At 74.9% G+C, this 2854-nt stretch carries 3 protein-coding genes; 2 read left to right on the top strand and 1 reads right to left on the bottom strand.

The features are described from left to right. Positions 1-241: 241 nt before the first annotated feature. Together ACYVI6_RS18405 and ACYVI6_RS18400 are read left to right on the top strand one after the other, a co-directional pair. Complete coding sequence (locus ACYVI6_RS18405) at positions 242-706, top strand: NfeD family protein (protein WP_460447750.1); 465 nt, start codon at positions 242-244, stop codon at positions 704-706. Beyond that, on the top strand, positions 703-1965 hold the full coding sequence (locus ACYVI6_RS18400; protein WP_460447749.1) for an SPFH domain-containing protein: 1263 nt from the start codon (positions 703-705) through the stop codon (positions 1963-1965). The genes ACYVI6_RS18405 and ACYVI6_RS18400 overlap by 4 nt, the downstream gene beginning before the upstream one ends. 20 nt (positions 1966-1985) lie before the next feature. On the opposite strand, the gene ACYVI6_RS18395 is transcribed toward ACYVI6_RS18400, so the two are convergent. After that, a partial coding sequence (locus tag ACYVI6_RS18395; protein ID WP_460447748.1) for a D-alanyl-D-alanine carboxypeptidase family protein occupies positions 1986-2854 on the bottom strand: 869 nt, incomplete at its 5' end.

Genomic DNA, 2854 nt, shown 5'->3' with positions numbered 1-2854 from the left:
GGCGGGCGGTGAGGTCGGCGACGGCGTCGGCGGCGCGGCTCGCCTGGCGCCGGGCGGACGCCGCATCGTCGGCGCGTGCGGGCGCGGCGACGCCGCCCAGCACCAGGGCGCACAGCAGCACCCCCGCACCACGGGCACCTCGCCGACCGACGGACCTCACCATCCACAGGTCGGCACGGCGGGTGGCGTCCTTGACCGCCCGCGTGACAGGGTGCGAGCAGTCGAGGACGGGGGAAGCGACATGGGGTGGGTGAGCGATCACCCGGCGCTGGCCTGGCTCGGCCTCGCGCTGGTGCTGGCGGCGATCGAGGCCGCCACCGTGGACCTGCTGTTCCTCATGCTCGCCGGCGGCGCGCTCGCCGGGGCCGGGCTGGCCGCGCTCGGCCTGCCGTTCGCCGTCCAGGTGGTCGGCGCGGTCGTCGTCGGGCTGCTGCTCGTCGCCTTCGTCCGACCCGTCGTCCGCCGCCGGGTGCAGGTGACCGGCCACCTGACGGGCACCGCGGCGCTCGTCGGTCGCGAGGCCCGGGTGCTCGAGACCGTGAGCGACGCCACCGGCCGGGTGCGGCTCGGCGGCGAGGTCTGGTCGGCCCGCGTGCAGGACCCGTCCGGGTCCGTCGTCCTGCCACCCGGCACGCGGGTGCACGTGGTGGCCATCGAGGGGGCGACCGCCGTGGTGGCGGCCGACCCGGAACTGGAGAAGCCGTGACCGGTGGGGGAACCGCGCTGCTCGTCGTGCTGGTCCTGCTCGTGCTGTTCGCGATCGTCGTCATCATCCGGACCATCCGGATCGTGCCGCAGGCGACCGCGGTCATCATCGAGCGGCTGGGTCGGTACTCGCGCACGCTCGACGCCGGCCTGCACATCCTCATCCCGTTCATCGACAAGCCCCGTGCGGTGGTCGACCTGCGCGAGCAGGTGGTGTCGTTCCCGCCGCAGCCGGTGATCACCAGCGACAACCTGGTCGTGAGCATCGACACGGTCATCTACTTCCAGCCCACCGACCCGAAGTCGGCGGTGTACGAGATCGCCAACTACATCCAGGGCATCGAGCAGCTCACGGTCACCACGCTGCGCAACGTCATCGGCTCGCTCGACCTCGAGCAGACCCTCACCAGCCGCGACCAGATCAACGGCCAGCTGCGGGGCGTGCTCGACGAGGCGACCGGCAAGTGGGGCATCCGGGTCAACCGCGTCGAGCTGAAGGCGATCGACCCGCCGCACTCGGTGCAGGACTCGATGGAGAAGCAGATGCGCGCCGAGCGCGACCGCCGCGCCACCATCCTCACCGCCGAGGGCGTCAAGCAGTCGCAGATCCTCACGGCCGAGGGCGAGAAGCAGTCGAACATCCTGCGGGCCGAGGGCACCGCGCAGGCCCGCATCCTGAACGCGCAGGGCGAGGCGCGCGCCATCCAGCAGGTCTTCGACGCGATCCACCGCGGCAACCCCGACCAGAAGCTGCTCGCCTACCAGTACCTGCAGGTGCTGCCGCAGATCGCCCGCGGCGACTCCAACAAGCTGTGGATCGTGCCGAGCGAGCTGGGCGACGCGCTGAAGGGCATCGGCGGGATGCTCGGCAACCTGCAGCCGCAGCAGGGCGACGGCGCCGGGTACGTGCCGGCCCCCGGTGGTGGCGGCGGGTACGTGCCCGACCCGGACGGCGACGAGCCGGACGCCGCCCTCGGCAACCCGACGCTCCAGGACCCGGCGGAGGCGCTGGCGCAGGCACGGCGCGAGGCGGCTGGGGCGAGCGCCGAGGCCGAGGGCGCCTCCACCGCCGGCATCGCCCCCGGCGCGATGCCCGGCCGCGCTCCCGGCGCCCCGTCGCAGCTCGCCCCCGACCCCGGCTCGCCGTCCGGCGTCGAGGCGGTGCCGGCCGAGCAGGCGGCGGAGCAGCCGGTCGAGCTGCCCCCTGCGCAGCCCGACCAGCAGCCCCCGTACCCGCCCGAGCCCCCGCGCGGCGCCTGACCTCGCGGCCGCACGGCGGCTCAGCGGACGGCGGAGGTCCCGCCGGTGCGCAGGCGGGCCTCCACCCCGTCGACGAGCCGGGCGGCGGCGTCCTGCCCGGCGTCGACCAGGTCGCGGCCCGGCTGCCCCATCACCACGCCGGTGATCACGGTGCGGTGCCCGTCGACCCGCCGCACGGCCTGGAACATGAAGCACCCGCCGGCCGCGCGCATCGAGCCGGTCTTGATGCCGACGAACCCGTCGTGCCCGAGCAGCCGGTCGGTGTTCTCCACCCGGCCGGCGACCGGCAGCACCGCCGAGCGCTGCCCGACCACCTCGGCCAGCGCGGGCACCTGCATGGCGGCCATCGCGAGCAGCAGCTGGTCACGGGCGGTGCTGACCGTCGAGGTCTCGTAGCCGCTGGGGTCGGTGTAGCGGGTCGAGGTCATACCAAGGGCGACCGCCTGCTCGTTCATCTGCTGCACGAAGCGCTCGCGGCTGCCCGCGACGTGCTCGGCCAGCGCCGTGGCCACGTTGTTCGCCGACGGCAGCAGCAGCGCCTGCAGCGCCTGCCGCTCCGTCAACTGCTCGCCCGCGACGACCCGCACGACGGACTCGCCGCGGCGCCGGCGCACGGAGGTCTCGTGCACCTGCTCGGGCGTGATCGTCATGGTGAAGCCGTCCGCACCCGCGGCCAGCGGCGCCTCCTGCAGCACCACGTAGGCGGTCATCACCTTGGCCATGCTCGCCACCGGCGCGGGCCGGCCGTCGGCGTGCGTGGCCAGCGCGGTGCGGCCGCCCGCGGTCACGGCCACCGCGGCCTGACCGCTCGTCGGCCACACCGGCACGTCGACCGGCGCCGCCCGGTCGTCGCCGCCGACCACGCGGAAGCCGACGAGCGCCGCCACGG

The sequence above is a fragment of the Angustibacter aerolatus genome, assembly GCF_054776675.1.
Note: the sequence above shows the minus strand (reverse complement) of the source record. Positions and strands in the feature narration are given on the sequence as shown.

Excerpts from the sequence above, each read along its gene's own strand:
- ACYVI6_RS18405 (WP_460447750.1), top strand. The coding sequence starts at position 242 with ATGGGGTGGGTGAGCGATCACCCGGCGCTGGCCTGGCTCGGCCTCGCG.